Raw genomic sequence first — 14683 nt, forward strand, 5'->3', positions numbered from 1 at the left:
GATCGATTTCATGAAAGTCATGAAGAGAGACGGGTGCCTGGTGAATTTTGAGATAAACCGGATTGTGAATGCAGTGGATAAAGCGTTTATAGCCGTTGAGGGTGTGTCCCGCATGGAGGCTTCCCTGCAGATTGGCGATGCGGTTGTTCGTGCCACCGCGGAGATGGAGCAGGTGAGTGTGGAGGAAATTCAGGATATCGTTGTCGAGCATTTGCAAAATACAGGTTATGCAGAGGCAGCGGCAGCTTATCAACATTACAGGGAAACCCGTGACCTGGAGCGGATGCGGCGGGGAGAGCTTTACAAGATCAGCACGGATGTTATTGGAGTAACGAATCTGGATCTGCTGCGGGAGAATGCGAATCTGAACGGGGAATCTTTCAGTGGAAAAATGAGTCGGATCGGCTCCGAGTACGCCAAATGGATGGCAAGCAAATTCATCCTCCCAGGAGATCTCATGAGAGCGGTGAGGGATGGTTATGTGTATGTGCACGACCTGGACCAGTATGCACTCGGAACAACGAACTGCATTTTCATTCCGTTTGACCGACTATTGGCCAAGGGATTCAATACCGGTAACGGATCGGTTAGGCCGCCGCAGAGCATCATGACCGCGATGGCGCTGGTGGCCATCATCTTTCAATCCCAGCAGAACAGTCAATTCGGCGGCGTGTCCGGAAATAAAATCGATTGGGATCTGGCCCCGTATGTCGGTAAATCGTTTCGTCGGCATTTTCGCAAAGGGCTGGCCTACTTCGGAGAGGTGGAGGACAATAGACCCGGTGCACGAGTTCTTCTGGATAACGAATTATACATAGACAATGAGCAGTTGAAAGAAATTTATCCACGAATATATCACTATGCATATAACGAAACGGTGAATGAAGTAAAGCAGGCCGCGGAATCCCTGATTCACAATCTAAACACGATGAGCAGCCGGGCCGGCGGACAGATCCCTTTTACATCGCTGAACTATGGCATGTGCACGTCAACCGAAGGAAGGCTGGTGTCCCACGCTCTACTGGATGCCACGATGAGAGGGCTCGGCGGGGGAGAGACGCCGATATTTCCGCAGCATATTTTCCAGTGCAAGCAGGGGGTTAATCAGGCGGAAGGGGAGCCCAACTACGATCTGTTCCTGAAAGCTGTTGAGTGCTCCAGCCGCAGGCTCTACCCGAATTTTGTCAACGTGGATGCATCGTTTAATCTGGTCTACTATAACCCGGACGAGCCAGACACGATTATTGCCACCATGGGCTGCAGGACCCGGACGATTTCAGACCGGTTCGGGCGAAACCGTCTAAGCGGCAAAGGCAATTTATCCTTTAATACGATCAATCTGGTTCGTCTCGGCATTGAGCATGGCATTATCGAAGGCAAACGGGATATGCCCGATCTGAACCTCTTCTACGAGCAGTTGGATCAGTATTTGACGATTGCGGTAGAGGGTTTGATTCATCGTTACGAGCTGCAGGCCGACCAACCGGCCAAAGCGTCTGATTTTATGATGCGGGAAGGCGTGTGGGAAGGCGGCGAGGCACTGGCACCGGAAGACAAGGTGCGCGTGCTCATCAAGCACGGAACCCTTGCGCTTGGATTTATCGGGCTGGCTGAATGCCTGAAGGCGTTAACCGGGCTGCACCACGGAGAAGATGAGACCAGCCGCAGTCTGGGAATCGAGATCATCCGGCATATGCGTCAGTTTTGCGATGCAGCCAGTGAAAGATATAACCTGAACATTACGTTGTTTGCCACGCCGGCAGAAGGGTTATCGGGGAAATTCACAAAGCTGGACCGGCAAACCTTTGGTGTGATCGAAGGTGTCACAGATCGCGAGTATTATACGAATTCGTTTCATATTCCGGTGTATTATCCGATGGCCGCGTACCGCAAAATCCGTTCCGAGGCTCCTTTCCATGAGCTGTGTAATGCAGGAGCGATTTCGTATGTGGAGCTGGACGGCAATGCCCGGCAGAATACGGCTGCTTTTCGGGACATCGTACAGTTTGCCCTGCAGCAGAATATCGGATATTTCTCCGTAAACCATCCCGTCGATCGTTGCCCGGCATGCAATTACGAAGGGATCATCGGAAGCTCTTGCCCTGGATGCGGAGCCTCGGAGGCGGATGGAAACTTCCAGAGGCTGCGGAGGGTGACGGGATACCTAACGGGCAATTATACGGAGCGCTTCAATTCGGCCAAGCAGGCTGAGGTCAGGGATCGGGTGAAACATCTGTGAATGTGTGCGGGTATATCCCCGAGAGCATTAATGAAGGCCCAGGAGTTCGGGCAGTTCTATTCGTGAGCGGCTGCCGTCATGCTTGCGCCGGATGTTTTAATACGGATTCCTGGGACTTTGAAGCGGGGGAGCCGTTTACAGAAGAATTGTCTGCGTCCATACTGCAGGATATTATCGACAACCCTTTGCTGGATGGCGTGACCTTATGCGGTGGGGATCCGTTCTTCTCGCCGGAGGAGTCCGCGGCGTTTGTACGCAAGCTCAGGACCCTCTGTCCTGGGAAAAGTGTATGGGCCTACACGGGCTTCACCTTTGAAGCGCTGATGAGGCAGCCAAAGCTGCGCGAATTGGCGAAACAGTGTGATGTTATCGTGGATGGCAAATTTCAGTTGGAGCTAAGGGATGTCTCGCTTCCCTTTCGAGGCAGCTCGAATCAGCGCTTAGTTGACGTAGCCGCCAGCCTAGAACGGGGAGTAACGGTAGAATATGTTCTTCGCTAGCACGTAAAAAAAGAGCACACACTTTACGGAAACTTCCGTGTTCAGTGTGTGCTCTTCGCATTACGGCAGCGGATTAATATGGAACTTTATCCGCCGTTTCGATTGTTCCGCCGCCAAGGCATTCGTCCCCTTGGTAGAAGACAACGGCTTGGCCCGGCGTGATTGCTTTTTGCGGCTTGGCAAAAGCGACATGAACGGTTCCGTCTTCGCGTGGAGTTATCGTTACCTCTTGATCCGGCTGACGGTAGCGGAATTTCGCGGTGCAGGTAAAGGCGTCTTTGGGCATAGCGTCTTGTCCTGCAATCCAATTGATTCCGGAGGCAACGAGTCCAGTTGAATACAAACTCGGATGATCGCCTTGGACAACGTACAGAATATTGTTAGTTAAATCCTTGTCGGCAACAAACCAAGGCTCTCCGGAGCCTGAGCCGCCAATGCCGAGACCTTGGCGTTGTCCCAGCGTGTAGTACATCAAGCCATCATGGCGGCCTTTCACTTCACCCGTGACAATGTCCACCATATCACCGGATTGGGCGGGGAGGTACTGTCCAAGAAATTCTTTGAAATTCCGTTCGCCGATGAAGCAAACACCGGTGCTGTCTTTTTTCTTGGCGGTATACAGTCCGGCTTCCTCAGCGAGTCGGCGAACTTCCGGTTTCGGCAGATGCCCGATCGGGAACATTGCTTTGGAGAGCTGCTCTTGGCTCAGCGCATTAAGGAAGTAGGTTTGATCCTTATTGCTGTCGACGCCGCGCAGCAGGCGGTACTGTCCGTCCTCCTCGATGACGCGGGCGTAATGGCCGGTAGCCACATAGTCGGCTCCCAGATCCATGGCCTTATTCAGAAATTCGCCGAATTTGATTTCACGGTTGCACATGACATCGGGGTTCGGCGTTCTCCCAGCTTTATATTCATCGAGGAAATAGGAAAATACTTTATCAAAGTACTCCTTCTCGAAATTGACGGTATAGTAGGGAATGTCGAGCTGCTCGCACACGCGGCGCACGTCTTCAGCGTCCGCTTCAGCTGTGCAGTAGCCAAGCTCATCGGTATCATCCCAGTTTTTCATAAAGATGCCGATCACTTCATAGCCCTGCTGCTTGAGCAGGAGTGCTGTTACGGAGGAGTCGACTCCTCCCGACATGCCGACAACGATACGAGTGTTATGTTTTTCTTTTGACATCGTTATCACCATTTTCATATTGAATTGTGCCCATGGAGGTATTTTAACATATTGGAACAAGGTTCACACGTTTCATTTTGTCCACTCAGCGTGAACATTTTTTGGGTTTCCGGCTGGAATATTACCCATTGAGGTCCAGGATATGTTACCATAAGCTGAGGGTAATGATCGGAATACGGAGAAAAATACAGGATAAGCTGCTTCACGCTTAGATTACGTCGTATTTGTCGCTAAACCCGCCACCTACAATTCATGTACAGGATGGACATAATATACAAATTACCGAAAGAGGTGTCACCCTTGAAGATATCAACAAAAGGAAGATACGGATTAACAATTATGATGGAGCTGGCCGCCAGGTTTGGTGAAGGGCCGACTTCGCTGAAGAGCATTGCCGAGAAGAACCAGCTGTCGGAACATTATCTTGAGCAGCTGATCGCACCGCTGCGGAATGCGGGACTGGTCAAAAGCATCCGTGGCGCATACGGAGGATATATCCTTTCCCGTGATCCGGCATCCATAACGGCAGGAGATGTAATCCGCGTGCTTGAAGGACCGATATCCCCTGTGGACTTCACGGAAGAGGACGATCCGGCGAAGCGGGATCTATGGCTTCGTATCCGCGACAGCATTGCTGAAGTGCTCGATTCCACGACGCTGGACTATCTGATCAACTATCATGAACAGTCTGCTGCAGACAACTATATGTTCTATATATAAGGGTGAGACGGATATGAGATCAGTATATTTGGATCATGCCGCATCAACCCCGGTTCATCCGGAGGTTGCTGAGCGGATGATGAATGTGATGACAAGCCAATACGGCAATGCTTCAAGCGTTCATGCTTTTGGACGGGAAGCGAAGAAGATCGTCAACGGGGCGCGTGATCGAATTGCGTCCCTTTTGGGATGCCAATCGGACGAGCTGGTGTTCACCGGAGGCGGCACCGAAAGCGATAATTTGGCTATACTGGGATTGCTGGAGTCGCTTGGCGTGAATGGCAAGCATGTGATTACGTCAGCAGTTGAACACCATGCGGTGCTTCATACATGCCATGAACTGGAACGACGGGGCTGTGAGGTTACCTATGTCCCCGTCGATTCTACTGGGCGTGTCTCTGTGGAGGACATTGCGGGTGCGATTCAGGACAACACGGTGCTGGTCACCATCATGTATGGCAATAATGAAGTAGGCACCGTTCAGCCGATCAGCGAAATCGGCGAGCTCTGCCGCAGCCGGGGCATCGTGTTTCATACCGATGCTGTTCAGGCATTGGGAGCGGAGGCGATCAACTGCCGCGAGCTGCCGGTGGACATGTGGAGTTTTTCCGCCCACAAAATCAACGGACCCCAAGGCGTCGGAGCATTGGTTGTCCGCAGAGGACTCAGCGTATCTCCACGTCTGTTCGGAGGGCTGCAGGAGAAGAAACGCCGTGCCGGAACAGAGAATATGGCCGGCATCGCCGGTTTTGCGGCAGCAGTGGAATGGACCGTTAAGAATATAGAGACGCGTATCCAGCATTATCGCGAGCTGAGATCGACGCTGCTTGAAGGGCTTCGTCAGGAGATTGGCCAGGATGCTTTTGTAATCAACGGAAATTCGGAACATTACCTACCTCACATCCTAAATATCAGCTTTCCCGGTGCCAATACGGAGACGATGCTGATGAACCTCGATATGGAAGGAATTGCGGCGGCAAGCGGCTCGGCTTGTACGTCTGGATCTCTGGAAATATCCCATGTACTCCAAGCAATGAAACTTTCTGATCCTGTTTTGCGCTCCGCGATTCGTTTTAGTTTCGGTTTGGGTAATACTACTCAAGAAATGGAGCACACTGCCCAAAAAATTGGAACCATCCTTAATCGGTTACGTAAATAGATGTTAAGGGATTTCTCCTTCTAGAGAATAGGGGGTATGCGTTCGTCCATTTCATCCTTGGAAATTGCCCGTTTTGGCTCACGAAATGTTGACCGGCGGCTGATTTCAAACCATGAAGGATGAGGAGGTGTCCACTGCAGTATGAAACTTCAAGAAATGATTGGACTGGCTGTATTCGACGTGGAGAACGGTAAGGAAATCGGCAAAATCCACGATTTTATACTAGATGAGAACTGGTTGATTACCGGGTTGGAGCTGGAAGGCAAGGCTTTGTTTTCCTCGCATGTGAAAAGCGTCTCATGGGAAGATATCGTAGCATACGGGGAAGATGCCGTCATGATCCGGAGCCAAGAGGCTGTCCGCAAGGTGGGCGCCAATGATATACCGCTTACGTTCCTTTTGGGCAAGCGCAAACTGAAAGAGATGCAGGTCTTGACAGAGGATGGTATCCTGCTCGGACGTATATCGGATGTTTATTTTGAGCAGGAACAGGGCAATACAATACTAGGGTTGGAAATATCCGATGGATTTGTCTCGGATTTGATCGAAGGTCGCAAATGGCTGCCTTGCACAGCGGAAATGGCTATCGGCGAAAGTGCCGTTATGGTACCCCCGATGAGCGAACAGCGTCTGGAAAAAGCCATTAATTCTGTGAACGGATAGGGTGAGGTAGGATGAAATGTCCAAACTGTAGTTCCAAAGATATCGGGAAAATCGGCTCCCACCAGTTTTATTGCTGGGGTTGCTTTATCGAATTGACAGTCAACGGAGAGAAAATGTCCGTATACCAGGTAGAAGAGGATGGTACGCTCAGCTCTCTGGATGATTTGTTCTTCGGTGATGAAATGCAGCCGGATTTCCCTCCTATGCACGCGTCTTCCTAAGAACGCGTACATATAGTTAGATAACGACTCCTTGCTGAAGGTCTATATGGCTGAGCAGCAGGGAGTCTTTTTCATGTTGGCCTGCGGAAATGTTAGTTTATTTCTGGAAGCTTGTACATATACTACAGGGTAGCTTTCGAAAAAGGAGGGTGCCTGTGTGGAACAGCTGACCGAGAACAAATGGTTTCGATTGTTGGTATGGTTAATGCTTGGACTCATCTCTCTTTACTTTGTCTGGCTGCTGCGTCCGCTGTTTCTGGATGTCTATCGATTTCTCAAGGCTGTCCTGGCACCATTTCTGGTTGCCATGATCATATCTTATGTGCTCAATCCGGTAGTATGCATGCTCTCCGACCGTAAAGTTCCGCGTAGCATGGCGGTGCTGCTCATCTACGCTGTCTTTCTGACGTCACTTACCGTCATTCTGATCAATATGATTCCGATGCTGATCCGGCAGCTGGAGGAGCTCAACGAGCATTTGCCTGAATTATCGATGAACGCCCAGAGCCTGATGACCAATCTGGACAGCAGGCTGCTGCCCCCGGGAGTAAGGACAGGCGTCAACAGCTGGTTCTTGCAGATGGAATCAAGGCTGGCCGGGGGAATTTCGGATTTCATGGACAATATCGGCAACACCATCAACATCCTGTTTAATGTGTTAATTGTTCCGTTCCTGATCTTCTACATATTAAAAGATTTTGAGGTGTTCCAGCGAACCGCCGTATCCTATTTGCCGCGGAGCCGCCGCAAGTCGATTGTCACGCTGCTGAAAGAGATCGACACGGCCCTCGGGAATTACGTCCGCGGACAATTCCTGGTATGCTTAATTATCGGCGTACTAGCCTATGTAGGGTACATGATCGTAGGTATGCCCTACGCGCTGCTATTGGCAAGCATCGTGGCGGTGTTTAACATCATTCCCTATTTGGGCCCCTTTCTCGGCGCGGCTCCAGCGCTTGTGATGGCATCTACGATTTCCTGGAAGATGGTGCTGCTGGTGGCGGTGGTTAATATGGTCTGTCAAACGCTGGAGAGCAACGTCATCTCACCGCAAGTGGTAGGCAAAAAGCTGCATATGCATCCGCTCCTGATCATATTTGCACTACTTGTCGGTGGACAGGTGGCAGGAACCGTAGGCTTAATTTTGGCTGTTCCTGTCTTTGCCGTCATCAAAGTGCTGCTGCAGCATTTTTTCGCCTATTATGTCAGAAGGAAATCCGGCTGAAGGCTCCAGTCTCAGCTGCAATGCTCATGCATTGACAGATAGTTTCACCCTATATATACTTGAAATGATAAACCTATAACCGTACAAATCGATGAGAAAATCCAGTAGGCTTCGTGTACCTTGCCCAGAGAACAGGTTCCTGCCCGGACAATTTCCGGCTGGCTGCGAGAACCTGGAAGCGAACCTAAGCCGAATGCTAATTTTTGAGTGTGATTCAAATTCACCGGGTAGCTCCCGTTATCCAGCTGTTACGAGGCGATCGTTACATATGTTGTTCCAGGAGATTTCTGCTGGAGGACGAATGGACGATAACCAGGGTGGTACCGCGAGAACATCGTCCCTGAATTCAATTCAGGGGCGTTTTTTGTGTTCGAATACAAGTGATTAGGTCCTATATTATGACTGGAGGAAGTGTAGAGATGAAAGCTAGTGAAATCCGTTCCAAATGGCTAGAGTTTTTTGCAGAGAAAGGCCACAATATTGAGCCAAGTGCATCGCTTGTTCCGCACAATGACCCGTCCCTGCTTTGGATTAATGCAGGCATGGCTCCGCTCAAGCCTTATTTTGACGGGCGTGTGAAGCCGGAAAATCCGAGAATTGCGAACTCGCAGAAATGTATTCGGACCAATGATATTGAGAATGTCGGCAAAACCCGTCGTCACCATACGTTCTTCGAAATGCTGGGCAACTTCTCCATCGGGGACTACTTTAAAGAAGAAGTTATCACCTGGGCCTGGGAGTTCCTGACGGACAAGAAATGGATCGGCTTCGATCCGGAGAAGCTGTCTGTTACTGTGTATCCGGAAGACGAGGAAGCCTTCAAGCTGTGGAACGAAAAAATCGGTCTCCCGAAGGAGCGCATCATTAAGCTGCAGGAAAACTTTTGGGATATCGGGGAAGGACCTTGCGGACCTTGTACCGAGATTTTCTATGATCGTGGTGAAGGATACGATACGGATGCTCCGGAATCCGAAATGTTCCCAGGTGGTGAGAATGAACGCTGGCTGGAGGTATGGAATCTCGTATTCTCCCAGTTTAACCACAACAAGGACGGCAGCTATACACCGCTTCCGAACAAGAACATTGATACGGGTGCGGGACTCGAGCGCTTTGCTTCCATCCTGCAAGATGTGGCATCCAACTTCGATACCGACCTATTCCAGCCGATCATCCAGAAGACGGCAGAGCTTGCCGGCGTTAAATACAATGAAAAGACGGAATACGATATCGCGCTGAAAGTCATTGCCGATCATATCCGGACAGTTGCTTTCGCAGTAGGCGATGGCGTGCTGCCGTCCAACGAAGGCCGCGGTTATGTCATCCGTCGATTGCTCCGCCGTGCGGTTCGTTATGGAAAGGTGCTCGGGCTGGACAAACCATTCATGTATACTTTGACCGGAACCGTAGGCGATATTATGGGAGTATACTACCCAGAGGTCGTTGAGAAGCGCGCCTTTATTGAGAAGGTCATTGCAACGGAAGAAGAACAGTTCCACAAAACGCTCTCTGACGGCTTGAACATCTTGGCAGACGTGAGCGCAGAAGCGAAGAAGCAGGGCAAATCGGTAATCAGCGGCAGCGACGCGTTCAAATTGTACGATACGTATGGCTTCCCGTTTGATTTAACGGAGGATTATGCATCCGAGCACGGATTGACCGTGGACCGTGAAGGCTTTGATGCCGCGATGAAGGAACAGCGTGACCGTGCTCGTGCGGCCCGTCATGAAACGGAAAGCATGAAGGTCCAAGGCGGCGTTCTTTCCAATTATACGGTTAAAAGTGAATTTGTTGGATATAATGACACCGTCAGCGAGGCTAAAGTGCTCGCCATTGTTTCCGGTGACAGCTTTGCAGACAGCGTCAGTGAAGGCGAGACCTGTCAGGTCATTCTGGACGTTACCCCGTTCTATGCCGAAAGCGGCGGCCAGGTCAGCGATCAGGGCATTTTGGAAGGCGGATCTGTACGTGCCCGAGTGGAAGGTCTCTTCAAGGCTCCGCATGGACAGCACGTACATTTCGTAACCGTGGAGCTCGGCGAGCTTAAGGTGGGCGATACGGTCAAGGCGCAGGTGGATTCCGCTATGCGCAATGATATCGTTAAGAACCATACAGCCACACACCTTTTGCATAAAGCATTGAAGGAAGTTCTGGGCGATCATGTCAATCAGGCAGGTTCTCTTGTTGAACCGCAGCGTCTGCGCTTCGACTTCTCCCATTTCGGCAGCATTACGCAGGAGGAGCTGGCCGATATTGAGCGTCGCGTGAATGAACAGGTGTGGAAGAGCATTCCGGTCGTTATCGAGCGCAAGGCCATTGATGAAGCGAAGGCGATGGGTGCCATGGCATTGTTCGGAGAGAAATATGGAGATATCGTCCGTGTCGTCCAGGTCGGAGATTACAGCATCGAGCTGTGCGGCGGATGCCATGTAGGCAACACCTCCCAGATCGGAATCTTCAAGCTGCTTGGCGAGAGCGGCATCGGCTCCGGCGTTCGCCGCATTGAAGCCGTAACGGGCCGCTACGCTTATGAGCATCTGGAGGGGCAAATGGACCTGCTCAAGCAAGCCGCCGGCTTGTTGAAGAGCAATCTTGCGGACGTGCCGAAGCGGATCGAGGGCCTGAACCAACAGGTGAAGGATCTTGCCCGGGAGAACGAGTCCCTGCAAGGCAAGCTTGGAGCCATTGAGGCCAGCCATTTGACCGATAAAGTGAAGCAGGTAGGGAACACGTCGCTGCTTGCAGCTGAAGTACAGGCTGGCAGTATGGATGGACTCCGTGGCATTGCAGACGAATTGAAGGGCAAACTTCCGGAGACGATCCTCGTGCTCGGCTCCAAAGCGGGCGACAAGGTGAATTTCGTCGTAGCCGTTCCGCAGGACCTGGTGAAGCAAGGCTACCATGCTGGCAAGCTCGTTAAAGAAGTGGCTTCGATCTGTGGCGGAGGCGGCGGGGGCCGTCCGGATATGGCACAAGCGGGGGGCAAGGATGCTTCCAAACTCGCCCAGGCGCTGCAGCACGCTGAGGATCTCATAGCCCGGGGCGTGTAACAGATTTGTCCAGATTGTGTACAGCAAGCAATAGTAAGCAGGATCCAACATTTTGCTGTACACAATCCCGAATTTTTTGGAACACTTTCTAAATATTTCGCTTTCGATTTCCGTAGAGACTTAGGATTATGTTATGATATAACTAGATCAAGCTGGTAAATATTTATTCGACGAAGCATGGTAAACATGTTCTTTGAAGAAGCGAGGTGTGTCACACATGGACTCCATGGATAAGACAGTCAAGTTCAATGTAAAAGGTGATGAAAAGGAGGCTTCCGCCCAGGACATTCTACTTTCGGTATACGATTCGCTGGTAGAGAAGGAGTACAATCCGATTAACCAAATCGTAGGGTATCTTTTGTCCGGGGATCCAGCTTATATACCTCGGCACAATAATGCCAGAAGTTTGATCCGGAAAAAAGAGCGAGATGAATTGATTGAAGAACTGGTCCGGTTCTATTTAGCCAGTCACCGTTAGGAGCACACAGGGATGAAGAAGATCATGGGATTAGATTACGGGGACCGCAGAATCGGTGTTGCCATAAGCGACGTGTTCGGATGGACGGCCCAAGGGGTTGAAGTTATCGAGCGCCGCCGTGATGAAGGCGAACTGGACAGAATTGCCGCACTCGTCAAAGACAACGAGGTCGGTGAGATTGTGGTCGGCTTGCCTAAAAATATGAACGGCACGATTGGTCCGCGGGGTGAAATCTGCATGGAATTCGCAAGTACATTGCGAGAGTCCCTATCCTTACCCGTTCACCTTTGGGATGAACGGCTATCAACAGTATCCGCTGAAAGGACATTGCTTGAAGCCGATGTCAGCCGAAAGAAGCGAAAACAGGTTGTAGATAAAATGGCGGCAAGCTTGATTTTGCAAAACTACTTGGATTCTAAAAGGTAAAGGTGAGGGTGATTACAATGGCTAATGAGCATATTGGTATGGAAGAAGAACCGGAAATTATTTATATTCCCGACGATGAAGGCAACGAGGAAGAATTCGAAGTCATCATGAAATTTGAAGTGGATGGCTCGGATGCTAAATATATGATGGTCGTACCAAGGGAGTCTGCCGACGAAGAGACAGACGAGGTCTACGCCTTCCGTTATGAGGAAGACGGAGAAGACTTGAAATTGTTTATGATTGAAGATGACGAAGAATGGGCCATTGTTGAAGAAACCTTCAATACGCTCGTGGAAGAGCTGGACGGGAGAGACGAATGATGTCTGATTTTTCGGTTGAGAATATCGTATGGACCCAAGTACTTAAGGAAGCATTCGGTGAGAGTGTAGAGCTTGAGGACGAAAAAGGCCATATCGAGGTTTATGATATTGCCGCCGAATTTGAAGTGGATGGTCAAGGGTATGCCATTCTGGTTCAGCCGGATCGAACCGATGAGGAGTACGAGGTGCTTCGTATCGTCAAGGGTGAGGACGGCGGATTGCAGCTGGCAACCATTGATGACGACGAGGAATGGGAGAATGTGTCGGAGCTCTATGATGAGCTGACGTTTCCCGAAGGTGACGAGGATTAAGTTCCCTCCTACAGGAGCACATGCTTAATTTTCAAATGAAAGTTCAGGAAGGGGCGGAGCTGTCCGCCCCTTTTGGTGTGAAGGGATGAGTAGATTGAAGAAACTGGCAATAGCAGTATTGGTCCTGATCCTAGTTGCGGGTGGGGCCGTATTCTACGTATGGAATGGTTTACAGCCCGTTCACAGCTCGGAAACTCCTGTCGAATTCACCGTGGAGTCCGGCATGAGCACGTCCTCTATCGCCGATCTGCTGGAGGAAAAGGGATTGATCAAGAACGCCCTTATACTTAAAGGTTATTTAAAGCTTAGCGGGGAAGGAAGCCGTCTGATGGCAGGAACCTATGAGGCAACCCCAGGCACTCCGTTCAAGGAACTATTATCGAAGATGAACAAAGGCGAAGTGAAGCCCGAGGAGATGGTTCGTTTCACGATCCCTGAGGGATATACGATCCTTCAGATGGCAGAGACGATCGCTCACGAGAGCGGAATCGATGAGCAGGAATTTCTGAAGGTTGTGGATCAGACTGCCGGCTGGGATGTTCCGATTGCAGGAGAAATTCCCCAAGAAGCAGACCTCAGGCATCACCTCGAGGGATACTTGTTCCCTGCGACCTATGAGTTACCGAAAAAGGATATCACGGCAACAGGCATTGTAGAAACCATGCTGAAAGAAACGGAGAAACGTTTGGCTGAAATTCCGGGTTGGGAGAATCAGTTAAAGGCTCGCGGTGTGACATTCCATGAACTCATGACCATCGCTTCACTGGTTGAGCGGGAAGTGGTTGCAGATCAGGAGCGTGCCCTAGTGGCCGGCGTTATTTATAATCGATTGGAAGAGGATATGAGGCTGGAAATCGATGCAACCGTTCAATATCTGTTAGATAAACCGAAGGAACGACTGCTTTATGCCGATCTGGAGGTTGAGAGCCCGTATAACACTTATCGTCAAAAGGGTTTGCCGCCTGGGCCCATCTCAAGCCCTAGCCTGGAATCTATTCAGGCTGCCCTGAATCCGGAGAAATCCGAATATTTGTTCTATGTGACAAAGAAAGACGGTACACAAGAGCATTTGTTTGCCAAAACGTATAAAGAGCATTTGAAGAATATCGAGACCAGCAAGAAGATGGCACAACAATAATAATATTACGTGTTTAGCATTTCCCCTGATACGCTGCTGACAAGGAACAGATCCTAGCTTCGTACTCAGAAGAGTCTTGTTGAACACCCTCTAAGTAGGGAGGAATTGTTAAATGAGTATCAAATCTGAATTATTGGCGGCAGCTGGGTCCGTGGCTGATGCCGCTGCTTATCTGGAAGCGGGAGCCGATGCACTGCTCGTCGGCGAAGATCGATTCGGCATGAGATTGCCCGGCAGTCTGACATTGGACGAAATAACTCAAGTCGTACAGCTTGCTCATGAGCGAGGAAGTAAAGTATACGTAAGCTTGAACAATTTGATGACGAATGATTTGCTGCCTGAGCTTCCTGCCTATGTTAAGGCACTCGGAGAGATCGGAGTAGACGCGGTGGAATTTAACGATCCATCGGTGCTCACTACCGTAAAAGAGTTGGCTCCACAGGTAAAACTTCATTGGAATGCAGAAATGACCGCCACCAACTACTCAACGGCCAATTATTGGGGAAGCAAAGGCGCATCCCGGGTTATTCTTGCGCGTGAATTAAATATGGATGAGGTAACCGACATGAAGCCTCAGCTTCAGCTGGAAGCACAGGTTCAGGTTCATGGCATGACAAACATCTATCATTCCAAGAGACGCCTGGTCAACAGCTATATGCAGCAGCAGGGCAGGCCCGTGAATGAGGGCAGCCTTGGCAAGGAGCGCGGTTTGTTTCTCATTGAAGCTGAGCGTCAAGAAGAGAAGTATCCGATCTATGAGGATATCAACGGAACCCATATTATGAGTTCGGAGGATATTTGCATTCTGGAGGATCTGCATCTCTTAATGGCAGCAGGCATTGACAGCTTTAAGGTAGAGACGCTGCTGAAGCTGCGGCACTACAATGAGCTGGTGATTCGAACCTATCGCCAAGCGATTGATCGATATGCTGCAGATGCTTCAACTTATGCATTTCAGGAAGAGTGGATGGACGGAATCCGCGCTATTCAGGATCCGGAACGTGAATTGTCGTTTGGATTTTTCTATAAGGAACAAGTTTATTAAGGAGTGGA

The 14683-nt window shown here is 50.3% G+C and carries 15 protein-coding genes; 14 read left to right on the forward strand and 1 reads right to left on the reverse strand.

The window, feature by feature from the left end; all coding sequences use genetic code 11:
* Positions 1-10: 10 nt before the first annotated feature.
* Both MHH48_RS08705 and nrdG read left to right on the forward strand, forming a co-directional pair.
* Positions 11-2239, forward strand: a complete 2229-nt coding sequence (locus MHH48_RS08705; protein WP_076321279.1) for an anaerobic ribonucleoside triphosphate reductase — start codon at positions 11-13, stop codon at positions 2237-2239.
* Positions 2236-2739 (forward strand): anaerobic ribonucleoside-triphosphate reductase activating protein, encoded by a 504-nt coding sequence (nrdG, locus tag MHH48_RS08710; protein WP_076320453.1) that lies wholly within the window; start codon positions 2236-2238, stop codon positions 2737-2739. The genes MHH48_RS08705 and nrdG overlap by 4 nt, the downstream gene beginning before the upstream one ends.
* Positions 2740-2812: 73 nt before the next feature.
* Here nrdG and mnmA read toward each other — a convergent pair whose 3' ends face one another.
* Positions 2813-3922 (reverse strand): tRNA 2-thiouridine(34) synthase MnmA, encoded by a 1110-nt coding sequence (gene mnmA, locus MHH48_RS08715; protein WP_144023395.1) that lies wholly within the window; start codon positions 3920-3922, stop codon positions 2813-2815.
* Between the two features lie 300 nt (positions 3923-4222).
* Between mnmA and MHH48_RS08720 the strand changes: the two genes are divergently transcribed.
* The 12 genes from MHH48_RS08720 to MHH48_RS08775 all read left to right on the forward strand — a co-directional run bounded on the left by MHH48_RS08720 (position 4223) and on the right by MHH48_RS08775 (position 14675).
* Positions 4223-4642, forward strand: a complete 420-nt coding sequence (locus MHH48_RS08720) for an Rrf2 family transcriptional regulator (RefSeq protein ID WP_009592789.1) — start codon at positions 4223-4225, stop codon at positions 4640-4642.
* Between the two features lie 13 nt (positions 4643-4655).
* Entirely contained in the window at positions 4656-5801 is a 1146-nt protein-coding gene (locus MHH48_RS08725; protein WP_076320454.1) for a cysteine desulfurase family protein, read from the forward strand.
* 141 nt (positions 5802-5942) lie between these two features.
* A complete protein-coding gene (locus MHH48_RS08730; protein ID WP_076320455.1) occupies positions 5943-6464 on the forward strand; it encodes a PRC-barrel domain-containing protein in 522 nt (173 codons plus the stop codon).
* 11 nt (positions 6465-6475) lie between these two features.
* Positions 6476-6685, forward strand: a complete 210-nt coding sequence (locus MHH48_RS08735; protein ID WP_071222775.1) for a hypothetical protein — start codon at positions 6476-6478, stop codon at positions 6683-6685.
* Positions 6686-6842: 157 nt separating this feature from the next.
* Complete coding sequence (locus MHH48_RS08740; RefSeq protein ID WP_076320456.1) at positions 6843-7910, forward strand: AI-2E family transporter; 1068 nt, start codon at positions 6843-6845, stop codon at positions 7908-7910.
* A gap of 419 nt (positions 7911-8329) precedes the next feature.
* Positions 8330-10957: an alanine--tRNA ligase gene (gene alaS, locus MHH48_RS08745; RefSeq protein ID WP_076320457.1), complete on the forward strand. Its 2628-nt coding sequence runs from the start codon at positions 8330-8332 to the stop codon at positions 10955-10957.
* A 217-nt stretch (positions 10958-11174) separates the two neighbouring features.
* Positions 11175-11435, forward strand: a complete 261-nt coding sequence (locus tag MHH48_RS08750) for an IreB family regulatory phosphoprotein (protein WP_006208869.1) — start codon at positions 11175-11177, stop codon at positions 11433-11435.
* Positions 11436-11447: 12 nt separating this feature from the next.
* The gene (gene ruvX, locus MHH48_RS08755; protein ID WP_076320458.1) at positions 11448-11861 is read left to right on the forward strand and encodes a Holliday junction resolvase RuvX; all 414 of its coding nucleotides are present in this window, start codon (positions 11448-11450) and stop codon (positions 11859-11861) included.
* A gap of 17 nt (positions 11862-11878) precedes the next feature.
* Positions 11879-12181, forward strand: a complete 303-nt coding sequence (locus tag MHH48_RS08760) for a DUF1292 domain-containing protein (protein ID WP_076320459.1) — start codon at positions 11879-11881, stop codon at positions 12179-12181.
* The gene (locus tag MHH48_RS08765) at positions 12181-12492 is read left to right on the forward strand and encodes a DUF1292 domain-containing protein (protein WP_179090578.1); all 312 of its coding nucleotides are present in this window, start codon (positions 12181-12183) and stop codon (positions 12490-12492) included. Before MHH48_RS08760 ends, MHH48_RS08765 begins: the two co-directional genes overlap by 1 nt.
* Before the next feature lie 94 nt (positions 12493-12586).
* Positions 12587-13630, forward strand: coding sequence for an endolytic transglycosylase MltG (gene mltG / locus MHH48_RS08770; protein WP_076320461.1), 1044 nt, complete (start codon positions 12587-12589; stop codon positions 13628-13630).
* A gap of 112 nt (positions 13631-13742) precedes the next feature.
* Positions 13743-14675 (forward strand): peptidase U32 family protein, encoded by a 933-nt coding sequence (locus tag MHH48_RS08775; protein WP_076320462.1) that lies wholly within the window; start codon positions 13743-13745, stop codon positions 14673-14675.
* The last annotated feature ends 8 nt before the right edge of the window (positions 14676-14683 follow it).

The sequence above is a fragment of the Paenibacillus sp. FSL F4-0100 genome (assembly GCF_037993005.1).
Lineage (GTDB): Bacteria > Bacillota > Bacilli > Paenibacillales > Paenibacillaceae > Paenibacillus_AQ.

Excerpts from the sequence above, each read along its gene's own strand:
- MHH48_RS08705 (WP_076321279.1), top strand. The coding sequence starts at position 11 with ATGAAAGTCATGAAGAGAGACGGGTGCCTGGTGAATTTTGAGATAAAC.
- mnmA (WP_144023395.1), bottom strand. The coding sequence starts at position 3,922 with ATGTCAAAAGAAAAACATAACACTCGTATCGTTGTCGGCATGTCGGGA.
- MHH48_RS08725 (WP_076320454.1), top strand. The coding sequence starts at position 4,656 with ATGAGATCAGTATATTTGGATCATGCCGCATCAACCCCGGTTCATCCG.
- MHH48_RS08730 (WP_076320455.1), top strand. The coding sequence starts at position 5,943 with ATGAAACTTCAAGAAATGATTGGACTGGCTGTATTCGACGTGGAGAAC.
- MHH48_RS08735 (WP_071222775.1), top strand. The coding sequence starts at position 6,476 with ATGAAATGTCCAAACTGTAGTTCCAAAGATATCGGGAAAATCGGCTCC.
- alaS (WP_076320457.1), top strand. The coding sequence starts at position 8,330 with ATGAAAGCTAGTGAAATCCGTTCCAAATGGCTAGAGTTTTTTGCAGAG.
- MHH48_RS08750 (WP_006208869.1), top strand. The coding sequence starts at position 11,175 with ATGGACTCCATGGATAAGACAGTCAAGTTCAATGTAAAAGGTGATGAA.
- ruvX (WP_076320458.1), top strand. The coding sequence starts at position 11,448 with ATGAAGAAGATCATGGGATTAGATTACGGGGACCGCAGAATCGGTGTT.
- MHH48_RS08760 (WP_076320459.1), top strand. The coding sequence starts at position 11,879 with ATGGCTAATGAGCATATTGGTATGGAAGAAGAACCGGAAATTATTTAT.
- MHH48_RS08765 (WP_179090578.1), top strand. The coding sequence starts at position 12,181 with ATGTCTGATTTTTCGGTTGAGAATATCGTATGGACCCAAGTACTTAAG.
- MHH48_RS08775 (WP_076320462.1), top strand. The coding sequence starts at position 13,743 with ATGAGTATCAAATCTGAATTATTGGCGGCAGCTGGGTCCGTGGCTGAT.